The following is a 16,736-nucleotide window of genomic DNA, read 5'->3' as shown; positions in this document are numbered from 1 at the left end:
CTAATAGGTGCATATTACACACATTGGAGCTTGCCATGACCCAGAACCTTTCCACGGACGTACTCATTTGCGGCGCCGGCGCAGCCGGCCTCACGCTCGCCATCGACCTCGCGCGGCGGGGTGTTTCCTTCCGCCTCATCGAGAAGATGGACGCGCCTTTCCAGGGCTCGCGCGGCAAGGGAATCCAGCCGCGAACGCAGGAAGTCTTCGAGGACATGGGCATCCTCGACCGGATCGTCGCAGCCGGCGGCCTGTATCCGCCTTCGCGGGAATACCACCCCGACGGTAGCCATGTCGATTCGCCGGTGATGACGCACACGCCACCGACGCCAGCGGAGCCCTACGGCATTCCTTTGATGGTGCCGCAGTTCCTCACCGAAGGCGTGCTGCGCGAGCGGCTGGCCGAGCTCGGACACCAACCGGCATTCGGCCGCGAGCTTGTGGCGTTCGAGCAGGACGAAAGCGGCGTGACCGCGCGGCTGGCCAGTGCGGCAGGCGAAGAGACGCTTCGCGTGCGCTTTCTCGTCGGCGCCGACGGTGGCCGCAGCTTCGTTCGGCATGCGCTGGACATCGGCTTTCCTGGCAAGACGCTGGGCGTGCGCGCGGTGGTGGCCGATGTCGTGCTGTCCGGCCTGGAGCGCGAAGCCTGGCACCGCTTCAACGAGGGCTCGATGGATACGCAGATGTCCCTCTGCCCACTCGCCGGAACGCAGCTGTTCCAGCTGCAGGCGCCGATACCGCTGGAAGGCGACATCGATCTCTCTACGCAGGGCCTCTCTGCCATGGTTGCCGCGCGCACCGGCCGCAGCGACATCGAGATCCACTCGGTCTCGTGGGCCTCGGCCTTCCAGATGAACGCTCGCCTGGCCGACCGCTACCGGGCAGGCAACGTGCTGCTGGTCGGCGACGCCGCGCACGTCCATCCGCCAACGGGCGGCCAGGGACTGAACACCAGCGTGCAGGACGCCTACAACCTCGGCTGGAAACTGGCGGCCGTTGCAGCTGGCGCGCCCAAGACCTTGCTCGACAGCTACGAAGAAGAGCGTCGCCCGGTTGCGGCAGAAGTGCTCGGGCTCTCCACGAAGCTGCTCGTCGATGCGAAGCGCGGCGACATGCGGCGCGGACGCGAGGTGCATCAGCTCGACCTGGGCTACCCCGGGTCGTCGCTCGCGATGGAGCAGCCCGAACGCGCCGGCAGCCGCCTGTGCGCGGGCGACCGCGCGCCCGATGCGCCGGTGCGCGGCGCCGCCGGGCAACCGACGCGCCTGTTCCAGTTGTTCAAGGGTGCGCACTGGACCCTGCTGGGCTGGGAGACCGATCGCCGCGGCATCGCGCCACGGTCGGGCCTGCACATCCATACCTTCGGCGACGGGGGCGAGTTGCACGACGACGGCGGCCACTTCCGCGAAGCCTACGAACCCATGCCCGGCGATTGGGTGCTGGTGCGCCCCGACGGCTATGTCGGCGCCATCGTGGCCTCGGCCCGCATCGAGGCACTTGAGGCCTATCTGCAGGCCGTTGGCCTGGGCCTGCCGCACTGAGGGAAAACGCCAAGCTCCGCCCCCGTGTTCATTCCTACAGTCGAATTCGTCCGCTCCACCGACCGGACGCAGGCGGCAAATAACAAAAGGAAGAGACACGCCATGGAATTCGACTACGTGATCGTGGGCGGCGGGTCCGGCGGCGCCACGCTGGCCGCGCGGCTCAGCGAAGACCCCGCCGTGCAGGTCTGCCTGATCGAGGCCGGCGGCGACGGCCGCGGCGTGCTGGTGCGCGCACCAGCCGGCGCGGCGGCCATGCTGTCGGGGCGGCCGCGCATCAACAACTACGCCTACCAGACCGTGCCGCAGCCTGGCCTGAACGGACGCCGCGGCTACCAGCCGCGCGGGCGCTGCCTCGGCGGCTCGAGCGCCATCAACGCCATGCTCTACGTGCGCGGCCATCCCGGCGACTACGACGACTGGGAGCGCGCCGGCTGCTCGGGCTGGTCGTTCGCCGACGTGCTGCCGTGGTTCAAACATGCAGAGGGCAACCAGCGCGGCGAGAGCGCCATGCACGGCGCGCACGGCCCGCTGCAGGTGGCGGACCAGCAGTCGCCGCGCGAGATCAGCGAAGCTTTCGTGCGCGCCGCCGTGGAGTGCGGCATTCCACGCAACGACGACTTCAACGGCAGCGTGCAGGAAGGCGCCGGGCTCTACCAGGTCACGCAGTTCCACGGCGGCGACAGGAACGGCGAGCGCTGCTCGGCCGCGGCGGCCTACCTGCACCCGGTGATGAGCACGCGCCCCAACCTCACGGTGCTGACCGGCACGCAGGCGCAGCGCGTGCTGCTCGACGGGCGACGCGCCACCGGCGTCGAAGTGCGCCGGGGCGGCAACATCGACACGCTCTCGGCGCGGCGCGAGGTAGTGCTGTGCGGCGGCGCGTTCAACTCGCCGCAGCTGCTGATGCTCTCGGGCATCGGCGACCCGCAGGAACTGCAGCGCCACGGCATCGCGGTACGGCATGCGCTGCCGGGCGTGGGCCGCAATCTGCAGGACCATGTCGACTTCATCCTGTCCTATCGCACGAAGGCAAAGGGGCTGCCAGGACTGGGGCCTGCGGGGCTCTTCAATTTCGTGAAGGCCATTCCGCAGTGGCGGCGCACGGGCAAGGGCCTGATCTCGACGCCCTTTGCCGAGGGCGGCGCGTTCATCAAGTCATCGCCCGAGTTGCGCCGGCCCGACCTGCAACTGCATTTCGTGATCAGCCTGGTGGACGACCATGCGCGCAAGCTGCACGGAGGTTTCGGCTTCTCGTGCCACGCATGCGTGCTGCGGCCCAACGGGCGTGGCGACGTGCGGCTGCACGACGCCGACCCGGCATCCGCGCCGCGCATCGACCCGCGCTTCCTGTCCGACGCGCAGGACGTGGCTTTGCTGCTGCAGGGCGTGAAGAAGATGCGCGAAATACTCCGCGCGCCTGCCCTGGCGCCCTACCGACACAGCGAGCTCTACACCGCGAGCGTGCAGACCGACGAAGAGCTGGAGCGGCACATCCGCGCACGCGCCGACACCATTTATCACCCGGTGGGCACCTGCAAGATGGGAACGGACGCACTGGCCGTGGTCGACGCGAAGCTGCGGGTTCACGGCATCGCGAACCTGCGCGTGGTCGATGCCTCGGTGATGCCGACGCTGATAGGCGGGAACACGAACGCGCCGACGATCATGATTGCCGAGCGGGCGGCTGACTGGATGCGGGGGCCGATTACCTTTGACCGTGCTGTGCAGGATGCTCGGTCTCTTGTTGCTTGATGTTTGCGCGTTTTTCGGGGCACGTGCACAGGCCACCGGGTACTCCCCTCTGCGAATGTCCCCCGTCGGCGTGAGCGGGCCCCGAACAAGACGACAACCTAGGCGCGAGAAGACCCGCGAACAACCAGCTCACCAGGCAACAGCAACTGCCGAGGCGGTTCCTCCAGCCCCCGCAGCCGCTCGATGAGGCAGGTAGCTGCCGTGCGGCCGATGGCGTCGGTGGGCTGGGCCACGGTGCTCAGGCCGGGACCGATGAGCGAAGCCCATTCGGGATCGTCGAAGCCGACGAAGCCCAGGTCGCTGCCGAACTGCCAGCCCAGCCGCGCCATCGCCTGCGCCACGCGCAGCGTGACCACCGCATTGCCCGCGACCACCGCCGCGCGGCGGCCGCGCCTGGCGCGCTGGCGCAGGGCGCGCAAGGCCTCGTCGAGCGCATCGCTCTCACCCTCGACGCACTCGAAAATCTCGCCCGCCACGCGCGGCTCATGCGCCGCCACGCATGCACCGAAGGCGGCCGTGCGCTCGCGCCGCGAACTCACGCCCTTCTGCGGCTCGGTGACGTAGAGCAGCTCGCGGTAGCCGCCCTCGACCAGATGGCCGCAGGTGGCCGTCATCGCGGCATGGTTGTCGAGCGAGACGAAGTCGGTGTGCATGCCTGCATGCCGGCGATCGACCAGCACGGCGGGCTTGCCGTGCAGCGTGACCGCGTCGACCACGTTGCTGCCGCGCCCCAGCGTGTTGAGGATGAAGCCGTCGACCTGGTAGCCCGCGAGCGCATCGATGGCCTCGCGCTCGCGTTCGCTCTCGTTGCCGAGGTTGAACAGCATCACCAGGTAGCCGGCGTCCTGGCAGGCCTTCTCGGCGCCGCGCAGCACGGCGACGGAATACGGGTTGGTGATGTCGGCCACGATCAGGCCGATGAGGCGCGAGCGGCCATGGCTCAGCGCCTGCGCCATCGGGCTCGGCGAATAGGCCAGCTTGGCGATGGCCACTTCGACACGCGCGGCGATGTCGGGGCTCAGCAGTCGTTCGCGGTGGTTGAGGAAGCGCGAGACGGTGGCCTTGGAGACGCCGGCCGCTTCGGCGACGTCGGCGATGGTGGCGCGGCCGGTGGGCTTCATGGTCTTGCTCCTTCCCCTCCTGGGGGAAGGTCGGGATGGGGGCAGGCAGGGCGCCAAGCGGATACGCCGCCTGCCCCCACCCCTGCCCTCCCCAAGCGGGGGAGGGAGAAAAGCCTGGCACCGGTCATGCGCTTGCCGTGTCGTACGGCGCCGTCGGCTTATCGCCGGCCAGCACCTGCAGCAGGTTGGTCGTGGCCAGTTCGGCCATGGCATGGCGCGTCTCGTGCGTTGCCGAGCCGATGTGCGGCAGCGGCGTCACGCGCGGATGCGTGCGCAGCGGCGAATCGGCCGGCAGCGGCTCTTTCGCGAACACGTCGAGGCCGGCTGCGCGCAGCGTGCCGTGATCGAGTGCGTTCAGCAGCGCGTCTTCATTCACCGTGGCGCCGCGGCCACCGTTGATGAAGGCGGCGCCGGGCTTCATGCGCGCGAAGAAGGCGGCGTCGATCATGCCGCGCGTGGCGTCGGTCAGCGGCAGCATCGCGAGCACGATGTCGGCGCGCGCGAGCAGGTCGTCCAGCGGCGTGTGCGTGGCGCGGCCTTGCAGCTCGGGCGCCTGCGCGGCCAGGTCGACCGGGCGGCGCGCGTGGTAGAGCACCGGCATGCCGAAGCCCAGAGCGGCGCGGCGCGCCACCGCCTGCCCGATGCGGCCGAAGCCGAGGATGCCCAGCGTCTTGCCGTGCACGTCGGTGCCGAAGAGTTCTTCGCCGATGTTTTTGGTCCAGCGGCCTTCGCGCACCAGGTTCGACAGCTCGACCACACGGCGCTGCGTGGCCATGAGAATCGCGAACACAGTGTCGGCCACCGTCTCGGTCAGCACGTCGGGCGTGTGGCACAGCACGATGCCGCGCTTGTGCAGTTCGGCCAGCGGGTAGTTGTCGACACCGACCGACACGCTCGAAATCACCTGCAGCTGCGGCGCCGCATCGAGCAGCGCGGCATCGACCGGGTGGCTGGAGCCGATCAGGCCGTTCGCGGTGCGCAGCGCGGCGGCGAAGGCCTCGGGCTCCTTGCGCGGATCGGCCACCGTCACGTGATGCGCGGCCTGCAGGCGCGCGAGCTGGTCTTCAGGCAGCGGCCGGAAAACGAGGATGTTCTTCTGCTGCGTCATGGCGTTCAGAGCCCCGCTTCTTCGAGTTGCGCCCGCGTCGGCAAGCCTTCGGTATCACCCAGCACCTGCACGGCGCGCGCGCCGATCCAGGCGCCGCGGCGCACTGCGTCGGGCACGCTGCGGCCTTCGAGCAGCGCGCTCACCACGCCGGCCGCGAAGCCGTCGCCCGCGCCCACGGTGTCGATCACTTCCTTCACCGGAAAGCCGTCGATGCGGCCGGTGCCGGCCACGTCGCTGTCATAGTAGGCGCCTGCCGCGCCGAGCTTCACCACCACCAGCTTCGCGCCGCGCTCGCGGTAGAACCTGGCGACGTCTTCGGGCTTGTCGTGGCCCGTGAGCAGCAGGCCTTCCTCGATGCCGGGCAGCACCCAGTCGGCGCGCGAGGCGAGTTCGTTGACCCAGTGGCGCATGGTTTCGGTGGACGACCACAGCGTCGGGCGCAGGTTGGTGTCGAACGAGATGGTGCGGCCCGCGGCGCGCATCACGTCCATGCTCTTCAGCGCGGCCTGCAGGCTGGTGTCGGAGATGGCGGCAAACACGCCGGTGGCGTGCAGGTGACGCGCCGAGCGCAGCCATGTTTCGTCGACGTCGGCCGGGCCCATGTGGCTCGCGGCCGAGCCCTTGCGGTGGTATTCGATCGGCGGATCGCTGCCGTCGGTGACGCGGCCCTTGAACTGGAAGCCGGTGCGCTGCGTCGCGTCGGTGATCACATGCGAACAGTCGATGCCTTCGGCGCGCATCGCAGCCAGCAGTGCGCGGCCCATCGAGTCGGTGCCCAGCCGGCTGGCCCAGCCCACCTTCAGGCCCAGGCGCGAGAGGCCGATGGCCACGTTGGTCTCGGCGCCGGCGGTGCGCTTGTGGAACGACTGGGCGTCCTCCAGCGGCCCCGGCCGGTCGGCCACCAGCAGCAGCATGGCTTCGCCGAAGAGAGCGACGTCGAAGGCGGTAGGTTCTGTCATGTCTGTTGTTCTAGATCTGTGCGCGCGCGGCGCGGATGAAGTCGATCTGCGCGCGGGTGACGGCCTGCAGGTCGTAGCCCACGAGCGGGTATTCGATGGCATGCGGCACGTCGGCAGGCAGCGCGCGCAGCACGGCACGCCACGGCGCCACCGAATCGCCCAGCGGCACCGCCACCCACTTGTGCTGCAGGCGCTGCGCGCCCTTGCAATGCACGTAGCGCACGCGATGGCCGAGGGCCTGCGCGGCCTGCAGCGGACATTCGCCGACCCAGTGCCAGTTGCCCATGTCGAAGGTCATGCCGAGCGGCACGCCGGCGCGGTCGGCAACGTCGAAGAAGGTCTGCAGCGCGGCCAGCGTGCCGGCGCGCACGGTCTGGTCGTTCTCGATGACGAGTTCGACGCGTGTCTCCGCAAGCTCCACCTTCAGGCCCCAGAGCGAACCGTGCGACGAAGCCTGGAAGTCGCCGATGGACATCTTGAGCCGCTTCGCGCCCACGCGCGTGGCGGCGGCAATGCCGCGCTTGAGCGCGGCGCTGTCGAGCCAGCCGCCCTGGGCCCACAGGCCCTCGGGGCTGGAGTACACCGATGCCAGTCCGTTCAGCGCGGGCAGTTCCGCGTCGGCGTCGCGCAGCATCTCGCCGCGCACTTCGACCGAATCGGCACCTGCCGCGCGCGCAAGCTGCGAGCACCAGAGCTGGCCGTGCCGGCCCACCTCGGCCGCGCCGAAGGACGACAGAGAAATCAGGACCTCGAAGGACATCAGTGGCCTTGGTGTGAACTCAGGATCTGGCCGAGGAACTGGCGCGTGCGCTCGTCCTTGGGGTTGCCGAAGAACTCTTCGGGCGGTGCCTGCTCGACGATCTTGCCTTCGGCCATGAAGATCACGCGGTCGGCCACGCTGCGGGCAAAGCCCATTTCGTGGGTCACGCACAGCATGGTCATGCCGTCTTCGGCCAGGCCGATCATGGTGTCGAGCACTTCCTTGACCATCTCGGGGTCGAGCGCGGACGTGGGTTCGTCGAACAGCATGATCTTTGGCGTCATGCACAGCGCGCGCGCAATGGCCACCCGCTGCTGCTGGCCGCCCGAGAGCTGGCTCGGGTACTTGTTGGCCTGCTCGGGAATGCGCACCCGCGTGAGGTACTTCATGGCAATTTCCTCGGCCTGCGCCTTGGTCATGCCACGCGAGCGCATCGGTGCAAGCGTGCAGTTCTCCAGGATGGTGAGGTGCGGGAACAGGTTGAACTGCTGGAACACCATGCCGACCTCGGCACGCACCGCGTCGATGTTCTTGCCGCCGGCCGTGAGGTCGATGCCATCGACCACGATGCGGCCCTTCTGCACCGTCTCGAGCCGGTTGATGCAGCGGATCAGCGTCGACTTGCCCGAGCCCGAAGGCCCGCAGATCACGATGCGCTCGCCCTGGCGCACCGACAGGTCGATGCCGGTCAACACCTGGAATTCACCGTACCACTTGTTGACCGCTTCCATGCGGATGATCGATTCCGTCGTCATGCCAGGATTTCCTTCAGCTCGGGTCTCAGTTCATTTTCGGCAGATCGGCCTGCAGCCACTTCTGATACAGCTTGTTCAGCTCGCCGTTGGCGGTGTTCTTCTGCACGAACTCGTTCACGGCCTTGGCCAGCTCTTCCTGGCCGGGGCGCATCGCGATGCCCATCGACTGCTGCACCAGCGTGAACTTGTTTTCATAGGTGTTGGCAGGCACGCGCTTGGCGATCTGCGCAGCCACGGTCACCGAGCAGCCGATGGCGTCGACCTGGCCCGAGATCAGCGCCTGCATAGCCGATGCATCGTCGTCGAAGCGGCGGATTTCGGTGCCTTCCGGTGCGGCCTTGGTCACGGCCACGTCTTGCGTCGAAGCGCGAGCCACACCGACGCGCAGGCCCTTCAGGTCGGCGGCGGCCTTGATCGGCGTCTTGCTCGCGCCGTACAGCACGATGGTGGCGGCAGCGTAGGGCTGCGAGAACTGCACCTGCTTCGCGCGCTCGGGCGTGATGGCCAGCGATGCCACCAGCAGGTCGACCTTGTTGGTCAGCAGGAAGGGAATGCGGTTCGGGCCGGTCACCGGCACGATGTTGGCCTTGACGCCCCAGTCCTTGGCCAGCAGCTTGGCCACGTCGGCGTCGTAGCCGTCGGGCTGGTTCTTGGCGTCGGTGGTGCCATAGGGCGGAAAGTCGACCAGCATGCCGATGGTGATCTCGCCCTTCTTCTTGATGTCGGCCACGCTCTGGGCCGAGGCGAAAGGTGCGAACACGGTGAGGGCGGCGCCGAGGCCCAGGGCTGCGAGCGCTGCGCGGCGGGAGGTGATGACGGTCATTGGATGTGTCTCCTGAATAAAAGAAGGAAGCGACGAGAAAGAGAACGGAAAACGGAAAGGATCAACGCGCGAGCGCCCGGGCCCGGCGGCGCTCCATGCGCGCGGCCAGCAGCGAAAGCGGCCAGCAGATCACGAAGTAGATGGCGGCTACCACCGAGAACACGATGAGCGGCTGGAAGGTGGCGTTGTTGACGATCTGGCCGGCACGCGTCACCTCGACGAAGCCGATGATGGCCGCGAGCGAGGTGCCCTTGATGATCTGCACCACGTAGCCCACGGTGGGCGCGAGCGCGATCTTGAAGGCTTGCGGCAGCACCACGTCACGCATGCGGGATGTGTACTTGAGGCTCAGCGCCTCGGCCGCTTCCCACTGGCCGCGCGGAATGGCCTCGATGCAGCCGCGCCAGATTTCGCCGAGGAAGGCCGCGCTGTTCAGGATGAGCGCAACGCCCGCGGCCACCCACGGGTTGATGTCCAGCCCCAGCACCGGCGCTCCGAAGAACACCAGGAACAGCTGCAGCAGCAGCGGCGTTCCCTGGAAGATCTGGATGAAGGTGGTCGACACGGCCCGCGCCCACGTCGATTCCGACGTGCGCATCAGCGCAATGATGAGCCCCAGGATCGCGCCGCCCACGAAGGCAATGGCCGACAGCGCGAGCGTCCACTTGGCCGCTTCGAGGATGAAAAGGAATTCGGGGAAACCGAAGGTACGCATGGTGTTGTGCTCCGTCCGTCGTCTGGGTTACCGGCGGTCCGGGTAGTTGAGCGTGCGCTTGTAGATGAGCTTGAACATCGCCGAGAAGGCGAGCGCCAGCGCCAGGTAGATGGCGGCGACCACGATGTAGATCTCGAAGCTGCGGAAGGTCTGCGACTGCAGGTTGGCGGCCACCGAGGTCAGGTCGTCGGCCGAGATGACCGACACCACGGCCGAACTCAGCATCAGCAGGATGAACTGGCTGGTGAGCGCCGGATAGATGGCCTTGAGCGCCGGCTTGATGATGACGAAGCGGAAGATTTCCCAGGGCTTGAGGTTCAGCGCCCTGCCCGCTTCGATCTGCCCCTTGGGAATCGACTCGATGCCGGCGCGGATGATTTCCGTGGCGTAGGCGCCCAGGTTCACCACCATGGCCACCAGCGCGGCCGTCTGCGGCGACCAGCGCAGCCCGATGGCCGGCAGCGCGAAGAAGAAAAAGAACAGCTGCACGAGGAACGGCGTGTTGCGGATCACCTCGATGTAGGCGTTGACGATGAAGCGCAGCCAGCCCGGCCCCGAGGTCTTGCCCCAGGCGCAGAAGATGGCGACCACCAGGCCCAGCACGGTGGCGATGAGCGAGAGCTGGACCGTGATCCACGTGCCCTTGAGCAGCAGCGGCCAGGCGGCAAAGACGGCGTCGAATTGAAACTGGTAGTTCATGTTGGGCGAGCGCGTGCGAGCCTCGAAAGCAATGCTTGCAGCTTATATGAAACCGGTTTCAGACCCGATTAGGGATTCCCCTAGGTGGTCGTTTTGTCCTACCGGGGAGGAGCTCCCGAGGGAGCGGATCAGTCGCCGAAGGCGATGTCGGCGCTGGCCACCGCGCGGATCGGCACGCCGAAGCTGGTGATGTCCGACAGCGTGGCGTTGTGGTGCGCGCGGATCTGCGCGCCGGTGGCGTGCGGCTTGTCGTGCGAGGTGTGCGCATCGGCCGCGAGCACCACCTCGTAGCCCAGCGCGGCGGCGCGGCGCACGGTAGTGTCGACGCAGAACTCCGACGAATAACCGCAGATGACCACGCGCCTCACCGCATGCTCCGACAGCCATGCATCGAGCGGCGTGCGCAGGAACGAATCGGGCGTGGTCTTGCGCAGCTTGGCGTCGCGCGAGTCAGTGTCCAGCGCGCCGACGAGCTGCCAGCGCTCGGAGTCGAACACGAGATCGACCGCGTTCTCGTGCTGGATGAAGGCCACCGGCACGCCGGCCGCGCGCGCCCGGCCGGTGAGCGCGTTGATGCGCTGCACCACTTCTGCGGCTTCATGGGGACGCGGCGGGTCGTCGCAGAGACCGCGCTGCACATCGATGACGAGGATGGCTGTTTTCATGCCGCCATCGTAGCGGCGGGCCTCAACTCCAGGCGCTCACTTCGAGCCGTACTTTCCCGGTGATGCCGGGCGCGGCAGGTGCGGCCCCAAGGCTGGAAAGCGGCACGGTGAAGCGCAGCTTGCCGCTGGCCAGCTGCGTCGGGTTCATCGGCAGAGAGGCCTGCCCCGCCGTGTCGGTCTGCCAGCCGTACTTGACGTTCCAGTTCTGCGCGGGGTCGTCCGCGGCGGGCGGCGCGAGCTCGATCACCAGCGTGTCCCGGAACAGCGAGCTGCCCTCGTAGTGGCCGTCGAGCCAGAACTTGTTGTTGACCTGGTAGTCGGGCACGCGCACGCCCAGCGTCATGGCGTAGGCAAGCGTCGGGCGGTCCTGCTTCACGCGGGCCCTGTTGGCGAGGAACACGGTCGACAGGTAGACCGCGCGGCGGTCGGCCGTGGCGGGGTCGGTCAGCTCCTTGTGGGTGCGGCAGGCCGGCGAGTCTTCTTCCGCAACGCGCCGGCTCAGGTACCAGCGCTTGCCGCGCGGCGCGGCCAGCAGCTCGACCTGGTAGAGCGCATCGACATCGGCACCGGCGGGCAGGTCCGGCGGCAGGGTGACGCTATCGATGTCGAACCACAGGTCGACGCGCACGTCGCCGAACAGGAAGCGCGTGAGGTTCTGGTAGGCCTCTTCCGAGTTGACGATGCCGAAGAAGCCCGAGTGCGAGCGATAGGCAAAGGCAGTGGCCACCGGTTGCGTGTTGCCGGCATCGTCGAGCGACCAGAGAGAGGCGTTCTCGATGCGCACCAGCCCGTCGCTGCCGTGGCCCGCGAACATGCGCGACAGGCCCTTGGCGGTTTCGTAGTCGCCGCGGTTGGTGCCGACCATGCAGAAGAAGCGCTCGGCCGGAAAGGCCGAGGCCGGCAGGTAGTCCATGCGGCCGTTGACAGGCGCGGTGGCCATGAATTCCGACATCTTGTCGCGGTTGAAGGTGTTCATCTCGGCCAGCGAGAGCCACGCCGGCACGTTGATGCCGCCCATGTCGATGCCGTTGTGCGGCGTGGCGTAGGTGAACACCTTGTCGACGCAGGCGCGCGCGGCAGCGTCGCCGAGCGCGGGGTTCTGCAGGAAGGCGCGCACCACCAGGCCGCCCATCGAATGCGCGACGAGGTAGCAGCGGAAGTCGTTCTTCGAATAGCCCGGCCCTTCGCGCAGCGCCACGAGGTCGCGCACGCGCAGGATCAGCTGGCTCAGGCCTTGCGCATAGACCTTGACGTCGCGCGACTGGCCATCGCCGAGCAGCTCGGAGCCCGCGTCGTAGTAGCGGTAGATGATGAAGGAGGCGGCGGGAATGCCGTCCACGTCGTTGCCGTTCTCGTCGGGCGAGGGTTTCCAGTCGGGATCGATGATGTCGAGGCCGTTCTGGTAGACGCTCTGGTACTGAAAGTCGGCCAAGAGCCGCACCACCGGCGACTCGAAGACGAACTTCTGCGCGGGCGCTTCTTTCTTGACCGTGGCGCGGTAGACGGTGGAGCCGACGTTGAAGCCGCAGAACGGATCGGCGGCGGTGTCGTCGCGCTCGGCCTCGGTCATGGCGTAGCCGCGCACGTAGATGATGGGATAGCGATTGCTGCTCATGAACCTTGCCGCCTTGTCTTTGGTCGATGAAGCTTTTCAGTTTGACGAGGCGTGGTCTGGGGCGCCATATCGCGCATGGCATAGGACTGGACGTTTTTTTCGGGGTTCGATCACGCCGACGGGGTACCTTGCTCCGCGAATGTCCCCCGGGCTTCGCCCTCCTCCTTTATTTCGCTGCGCAAGGCACCCCATCGTCGTGATCGCTCAGAGCACTGGTTGATCGGCCAAGCACCAGCAGCGTGCCCTGGTGCACAGGGCGTCGGGTGCTCCCCGCAGCGAAATAAAGGAGGAGCCCGAAGGGCGGGGGACATTCGCGGAGGGGAGTACCCGGCGGCCTGTGCACGCGCCCCGAACAAGCGCACCGAACAATCCCCTGCTCCCCAAATGTTTCTACGGCTGAAACCATTGAAACGTGCTTAGTGACTAGTCTCGCGCCATCCGACAAACACAATCCAGAAGGCACTCCCATGGCTGACGATTCAGGTTCGCAGGGCTCCTACCTGCCTCAACTGCTGCGCCGCGGCACCGCACTCGCGGCCGCCGGCTGCGCCTTCGTCGCGGGATGCGGCGCCGCCGGAAGCGGCGAAACACGCTACGACAGCTCGCCCCAATTCCGCGACGGCGGCTTCCACAACATGGCGAACCCCGACCTGCCACAACAGGCCAGCGCATGGCGCATATGGTCCCGCTTCATCGTCGGCAGCAAAGTCGACAGCGTGCCGGTCGATGCCATTCCAGTCCGGGCCCTCGAACGCAGCGCACTAGATGCACTCGACACAAACACCAACCACATCGTGCGCCTCGGCCATTCGTCGCACCTGCTCAAGCTGCGCGGCAAATACTGGCTCATCGACCCCGTGTTCAGCGAGCGCGTATCGCCCGTGCAATGGGCCGGCCCCAAGCGCTTTCACAAGCCGCCGATCACGCTCGAGCAACTGCCGCCCATCGAAGGCGTCATTCTTTCGCACGACCACTACGACCACCTCGACCTCGCGACCATCGAATACCTGTCGAAAGGCGTGAAGCGCTACTTCGTGCCGCTGGGCGTGCGCACGCGTCTGGTGGTCATGGGTGTGCCCGCCGAGCGCGTGACTGAACTCGACTGGTGGCAAGACAGCGAACACGACGGCGTGAAACTCACAGCCACGCCGGCGCAACACTTCTCAGGCCGCACCCTCGGCGACCGCGACCGCACGCTCTGGGCTTCATGGGTGGTGCAAAGCGGCGACCAGCGCATCTTCTACAGCGGCGACTCCGGCTACTTCCCCGGCTTCAAGCAGATCGGCGAGCGCTTCGGCGGCTTCGACATCGCGCTGATGGAAAACGGCGCCTACGACGCCATGTGGCCCGCCGTGCACATGACGCCCGAACAAAGCGTGCAGGCCTTCGAAGACCTGCGCGGCAAGGTCTTCTTCTCGGTGCACAACAGCACCTTCGACCTCGCGTTCCACACCTGGCACGACCCGCTGGACCGCATCGCAGACCTGACGGCCGCGAAGAAGATCGAGCTGGCGACGCCGGTGATCGGGGAAGTGGTGACGGTGGGACAGGCGCGGACGAATACGCGGTGGTGGCAGGGGCTGCGCTGAGCGCTGCCCTGCCGAAGCCAAGCGGCAGCTATTCGCCGCGTTCCTTGCGCTCCCGCGCCCTGCGCACCTGCCGGCTCTCGCCGGCCTGCGAAGCAATACGGTCCTTCTCGCGCTTCTTGGCGGCCCGCTTCTCGCGCATGCGCTTGCCCAGCACATAGCTGCCAATGCCGGTCACCACGGCAATGAAGATGCCGATGACGCTGACGTCGATACCGCCCATCACTGCACCCGCACGATGCTCGACGGCTTGAAACCGAGGTCGGCCGCCTTGCCCTTGCGCGCGCGGCTGCCGCGGGCGTTGTTGAGCGTGCGGATCTCCAGGGTCTCTTCGCGTTCCTTGCCGCCGCGGCCGATGCCTTCGATCTTCACGCTGCGCGTGTAGGCGGCCGCACCGGCCAGGGTGTCCTTGGGCTCGAGGTCGATCAGCGTCAGGCCGCGGCCGCCCTTGGGCAGGCTCTTGAGTTCGATGATGTCGAAGGTCAGGATGCGGCCGCCGGTCGAGGCGCAGGCCACGTGCGTGGCTGCCGGCATCGGCTCGGCGCCGCTCGCGCCGCCGACCAGCGACGGACGGCACAGCTGCTCACCCTCGCCCACGTCGATGAAGGCCTTGCCGCCGCGCTGGCGCGACATCATGTTCTCGACGGTGGCGATGAAACCGTAGCCGCCGGTGTTGGCCAGCAGAACGCTGGCGCCCACCGGGCCGGCGAAGAAGTGCGTGACGTGCGTGCCGGCGTCCAGCTCGATGAGCGTGGTGACGGGCTGGCCGTCGCCGCGCGCGCCAGGCAGCGAAGCCACGGGCACGGTGTACACGCGCACACTCTTGTCCTTGGCGCTGCCGAACACCAGCAGCGTGTCGACGCTGCGGCATTCGAAGGCGCCGTACAGCGAGTCGCCCGACTTGAAGCTGTACTCGGGGGCCGAAGCGCCGTTGCCGCCGTTCGCGGCCGCCTTCTCGCTGGCCCAGCCCTTCTGCGCGCGGACCCAGCCCTTCTGCGACACGATGACGGTGACAGGTTCGTCGACCACCTTCACTTCGGCCACGGCGCGCTTCTCGGCCTGGATGAGCGTGCGGCGCGGGTCTTCGAAGGTCTTGGCGTCGGCCTCGATTTCCTTCACCAGCAGCCGGCGCAGCGCGGCGGGGCTGCCGAGGATGTCTTCGAGCTTCTTCTGCTCGTCGCGCAGGCCCGACAGTTCCTGTTCGATCTTGATGGCTTCGAGCCGCGCAAGCTGGCGCAGCCGGATTTCGAGGATGTCCTCGGCCTGGCGATCGCTGAGGTTGAAGCGCGCGATGAGCGCCGCCTTCGGGTCTTCCGCCGCGCGGATGATCGCGATCACCTCGTCGATGTTCAGCAGCACCAGCTGCCGGCCTTCGAGGATGTGGATGCGGTCCAGCACCTTGTTGAGGCGATGCCGCGAGCGCTTCTCGACGGTGACCTCGCGGAACGCGATCCACTCGTTGAGCATCTGGCGCAGCGACTTCTGCGTGGGCTTGCCGTCGATGCCGACCATCGTGAGGTTGATCGGCGACGAGGTCTCCAGCGAGGTCTGCGCGAGCAGCGTGGTGATGAACTCGTCCTGGCTGATGCGCGAGGTCTTGGGCTCGAACACCAGGCGCACGGCGGCGTCCTTGCTGGACTCGTCGCGCACCACGTCGAGCACCGACAGCATCGCGGCCTTCAGCTGGGTCTGGTCGGCGCTCAGGGCCTTCTTGCCGGCCTTGACCTTGGGGTTGGTGATTTCCTCGATTTCCTCGAGCACCTTCTGCGTGCTGACGCCCGGCGGCAGTTCGTTGACCACCAGTTGCCACTGGCCGCGCGCCAGTTCTTCGATCTTCCAGCGCGCGCGCACCTTGAGCGAGCCGCGGCCGGTGCGGTAGGCATCGGCGATGTCGCTGGCGTTGCTGATGATCTGCGCGCCGCCCGGGTAGTCGGGGCCGGGCACGATGGCGAAGAGTTCTTCCTCGCTGAGCTTGCCGTTCGACTTGATCAGCGCCACGCAGGCGTCGGCGATTTCGCGCAGGTTGTGGCTCGGGATCTCGGTGGCCAGGCCGACCGCGATGCCGCTGGCGCCATTGAGCAGCGTGAACGGCAGCCGCGCGGGCAGCAGGCGAGGTTCTTCGGTGCTGCCGTCGTAGTTGGGAATGAAGTCGACCGTGCCCTCGTCGATTTCGTCGAGCAGCAGGCTGGTGATGCGCGCCAGGCGCGCTTCGGTGTATCGCATGGCGGCCGCGCCGTCGCCGTCGCGGCTGCCGAAGTTGCCCTGTCCGTCGACCAGTGGATAGCGCTGCGAGAAATCTTGCGCCATGCGCACCAGCGCGTCGTAGGCCGCCTGGTCGCTGTGCGGGTGGAAACGGCCGAGCACGTCGCCGACCACGCGTGCGCTCTTGACCGGCTTGGCGCCCACGGTGCCGTTGGTGCCGCCGAAGCCCAGGCCCATGCGCGACATCGAATACAGGATGCGCCGCTGCACCGGCTTCTGGCCGTCGGACACATCGGGCAGCGCGCGGCCCTTGACCACGCTGAGCGCGTATTCGAGGTAGGCGGTCTGCGCGTAGTCGGCAAGGGTGAGGGTGGTGTCGCCGTCGGTGGGACCCTGGAGATCGAGCGGTGGTTGGGAGTCCATGAAGAAGAG

Annotated in this window: 15 protein-coding genes; 3 read left to right on the top strand and 12 right to left on the bottom strand. The window is 67.5% G+C overall.

Features of this window, described 5'->3' with window-relative positions:
- The first annotated feature begins 35 nt into the window (after positions 1-35).
- Entirely contained in the window at positions 36-1,541 is a 1,506-nt protein-coding gene (locus ACWV14_RS12100; protein WP_454908840.1) for an FAD-dependent oxidoreductase, read from the top strand.
- A gap of 102 nt (positions 1,542-1,643) precedes the next feature.
- Positions 1,644-3,296, top strand: a complete 1,653-nt coding sequence (locus ACWV14_RS12095) for a GMC family oxidoreductase (protein ID WP_454908839.1) — start codon at positions 1,644-1,646, stop codon at positions 3,294-3,296.
- Between the two features lie 98 nt (positions 3,297-3,394).
- Here the strand turns inward: ACWV14_RS12095 and ACWV14_RS12090 are convergent, their stop codons facing one another.
- From ACWV14_RS12090 to ACWV14_RS12045, 10 genes are all read right to left on the bottom strand, one after another.
- Positions 3,395-4,417 (bottom strand): LacI family DNA-binding transcriptional regulator, encoded by a 1,023-nt coding sequence (locus tag ACWV14_RS12090; protein WP_454908838.1) that lies wholly within the window; start codon positions 4,415-4,417, stop codon positions 3,395-3,397.
- Positions 4,418-4,541: 124 nt separating this feature from the next.
- The gene (locus ACWV14_RS12085) at positions 4,542-5,525 is read right to left on the bottom strand and encodes a 2-hydroxyacid dehydrogenase (RefSeq protein WP_454909624.1); all 984 of its coding nucleotides are present in this window, start codon (positions 5,523-5,525) and stop codon (positions 4,542-4,544) included.
- Positions 5,526-5,530: 5 nt separating this feature from the next.
- The gene (locus ACWV14_RS12080; protein ID WP_422085894.1) at positions 5,531-6,484 is read right to left on the bottom strand and encodes a sugar kinase; all 954 of its coding nucleotides are present in this window, start codon (positions 6,482-6,484) and stop codon (positions 5,531-5,533) included.
- 10 nt (positions 6,485-6,494) lie between these two features.
- Positions 6,495-7,244: a sugar phosphate isomerase/epimerase family protein gene (locus ACWV14_RS12075; protein WP_454909623.1), complete on the bottom strand. Its 750-nt coding sequence runs from the start codon at positions 7,242-7,244 to the stop codon at positions 6,495-6,497.
- Complete coding sequence (locus tag ACWV14_RS12070; RefSeq protein WP_422085892.1) at positions 7,244-7,999, bottom strand: amino acid ABC transporter ATP-binding protein; 756 nt, start codon at positions 7,997-7,999, stop codon at positions 7,244-7,246. Before ACWV14_RS12070 ends, ACWV14_RS12075 begins: the two co-directional genes overlap by 1 nt.
- A 25-nt stretch (positions 8,000-8,024) precedes the next feature.
- Positions 8,025-8,822 (bottom strand): transporter substrate-binding domain-containing protein, encoded by a 798-nt coding sequence (locus ACWV14_RS12065; RefSeq protein ID WP_454909622.1) that lies wholly within the window; start codon positions 8,820-8,822, stop codon positions 8,025-8,027.
- Positions 8,823-8,883: 61 nt separating this feature from the next.
- A complete protein-coding gene (locus ACWV14_RS12060; protein WP_454909621.1) occupies positions 8,884-9,537 on the bottom strand; it encodes an amino acid ABC transporter permease in 654 nt (217 codons plus the stop codon).
- Between the two features lie 27 nt (positions 9,538-9,564).
- Positions 9,565-10,236: an amino acid ABC transporter permease gene (locus ACWV14_RS12055; protein WP_013540636.1), complete on the bottom strand. Its 672-nt coding sequence runs from the start codon at positions 10,234-10,236 to the stop codon at positions 9,565-9,567.
- A gap of 128 nt (positions 10,237-10,364) precedes the next feature.
- Positions 10,365-10,901, bottom strand: coding sequence for a cysteine hydrolase family protein (locus tag ACWV14_RS12050; protein WP_454909620.1), 537 nt, complete (start codon positions 10,899-10,901; stop codon positions 10,365-10,367).
- Between the two features lie 22 nt (positions 10,902-10,923).
- Positions 10,924-12,516, bottom strand: a complete 1,593-nt coding sequence (locus ACWV14_RS12045) for an esterase/lipase family protein (protein ID WP_454909619.1) — start codon at positions 12,514-12,516, stop codon at positions 10,924-10,926.
- A 467-nt stretch (positions 12,517-12,983) separates the two neighbouring features.
- Between ACWV14_RS12045 and ACWV14_RS12040 the strand changes: the two genes are divergently transcribed.
- The gene (locus tag ACWV14_RS12040; protein WP_454909618.1) at positions 12,984-14,105 is read left to right on the top strand and encodes an MBL fold metallo-hydrolase; all 1,122 of its coding nucleotides are present in this window, start codon (positions 12,984-12,986) and stop codon (positions 14,103-14,105) included.
- Between the two features lie 28 nt (positions 14,106-14,133).
- On the opposite strand, the gene ACWV14_RS12035 is transcribed toward ACWV14_RS12040, so the two are convergent.
- The gene (locus tag ACWV14_RS12035) at positions 14,134-14,325 is read right to left on the bottom strand and encodes a hypothetical protein (protein ID WP_422085881.1); all 192 of its coding nucleotides are present in this window, start codon (positions 14,323-14,325) and stop codon (positions 14,134-14,136) included.
- Positions 14,325-16,727 carry a DNA topoisomerase IV subunit A gene (gene parC, locus ACWV14_RS12030; protein ID WP_454909617.1) on the bottom strand — a complete coding sequence of 801 codons (2,403 nt, stop codon included), beginning with the start codon at positions 16,725-16,727 and terminating at the stop codon, positions 14,325-14,327. Before parC ends, ACWV14_RS12035 begins: the two co-directional genes overlap by 1 nt.
- Positions 16,728-16,736: the final 9 nt, after the last annotated feature.

The sequence above is a fragment of the Variovorax durovernensis genome (assembly GCF_977011995.1).
This window is presented reverse-complemented; position numbering and strand designations above follow the sequence as displayed.

What these genes read in the sequence shown, in the direction of transcription:
- ACWV14_RS12100 (WP_454908840.1), top strand. Translation starts at nt 36, where the DNA reads ATGACCCAGAACCTTTCCACGGACGTACTCATTTGCGGCGCCGGCGCA.
- ACWV14_RS12095 (WP_454908839.1), top strand. Translation starts at nt 1,644, where the DNA reads ATGGAATTCGACTACGTGATCGTGGGCGGCGGGTCCGGCGGCGCCACG.
- ACWV14_RS12090 (WP_454908838.1), bottom strand. Translation starts at nt 4,417, where the DNA reads ATGAAGCCCACCGGCCGCGCCACCATCGCCGACGTCGCCGAAGCGGCC.
- ACWV14_RS12085 (WP_454909624.1), bottom strand. Translation starts at nt 5,525, where the DNA reads ATGACGCAGCAGAAGAACATCCTCGTTTTCCGGCCGCTGCCTGAAGAC.
- ACWV14_RS12080 (WP_422085894.1), bottom strand. Translation starts at nt 6,484, where the DNA reads ATGACAGAACCTACCGCCTTCGACGTCGCTCTCTTCGGCGAAGCCATG.
- ACWV14_RS12075 (WP_454909623.1), bottom strand. Translation starts at nt 7,244, where the DNA reads ATGTCCTTCGAGGTCCTGATTTCTCTGTCGTCCTTCGGCGCGGCCGAG.
- ACWV14_RS12070 (WP_422085892.1), bottom strand. Translation starts at nt 7,999, where the DNA reads ATGACGACGGAATCGATCATCCGCATGGAAGCGGTCAACAAGTGGTAC.
- ACWV14_RS12065 (WP_454909622.1), bottom strand. Translation starts at nt 8,822, where the DNA reads ATGACCGTCATCACCTCCCGCCGCGCAGCGCTCGCAGCCCTGGGCCTC.
- ACWV14_RS12060 (WP_454909621.1), bottom strand. Translation starts at nt 9,537, where the DNA reads ATGCGTACCTTCGGTTTCCCCGAATTCCTTTTCATCCTCGAAGCGGCC.
- ACWV14_RS12055 (WP_013540636.1), bottom strand. Translation starts at nt 10,236, where the DNA reads ATGAACTACCAGTTTCAATTCGACGCCGTCTTTGCCGCCTGGCCGCTG.
- ACWV14_RS12050 (WP_454909620.1), bottom strand. Translation starts at nt 10,901, where the DNA reads ATGAAAACAGCCATCCTCGTCATCGATGTGCAGCGCGGTCTCTGCGAC.
- ACWV14_RS12045 (WP_454909619.1), bottom strand. Translation starts at nt 12,516, where the DNA reads ATGAGCAGCAATCGCTATCCCATCATCTACGTGCGCGGCTACGCCATG.
- ACWV14_RS12040 (WP_454909618.1), top strand. Translation starts at nt 12,984, where the DNA reads ATGGCTGACGATTCAGGTTCGCAGGGCTCCTACCTGCCTCAACTGCTG.
- ACWV14_RS12035 (WP_422085881.1), bottom strand. Translation starts at nt 14,325, where the DNA reads ATGGGCGGTATCGACGTCAGCGTCATCGGCATCTTCATTGCCGTGGTG.
- parC (WP_454909617.1), bottom strand. Translation starts at nt 16,727, where the DNA reads ATGGACTCCCAACCACCGCTCGATCTCCAGGGTCCCACCGACGGCGAC.